Source organism: Bartonella sp. AA86SXKL (genome assembly GCF_042196885.1).
Window position 1 is genome coordinate 1 of sequence record NZ_JBHIRE010000578.1, and the last position, 547, is coordinate 547.

General features: G+C 34.6%; 1 pseudogene. It reads right to left on the reverse strand.

Annotation, left to right across the window (positions count from 1 at the left end):
- Positions 1 to 72: 72 nt before the first annotated feature.
- A pseudogene (locus tag ACFIO5_RS13380) lies at positions 73 to 547 on the reverse strand (antA/AntB antirepressor family protein); the annotation flags it as partial.

Consider the following 547-nt stretch of genomic DNA (forward strand, 5'->3'; position numbering starts at 1 on the left):
GATTATGTCAAGCGATTTATCCAATAATCCCCTCCCCGCTTTTGAAACGGGGAGATGAAATCGCTTTTAAAACTAAGCAGCTTTCGTAACAGATGTTGCTAAAACCTGCTTAGCTTCTTTAATAAGAGCTTTATATTTTCTATTCTCTTCATCCACTCTAAAAGCGTCAATAAGACGAACATGGATTGGACCTAAAAGATACAAAGCTTTTTCACCAGCACTCATACCCTCTCAATAGCTTGGCAAGTCAAAGCGTGTATCATTATCATAATCAACAGATTGACTTTTTAACTTTTTCTCACACTCAATAAAGTAACGACGAGCTTGTCTACCTTTCTCATTGCGTTCAACCATTGAGAGTTCTTTCGCCATGTTTAGTGTGATATGATATTCTTTACTTATAACATTTTTACGTTTCTCATTTTTGAGAAACGTAAAACCATAATCTTGATTTTCCAAAAATCCATATTCTTTAATACGGCGTACAATCCAATCTGCAAATTTAGAGTTAACTTCTAAGAACATATATAATTCACGTGCGTTAACA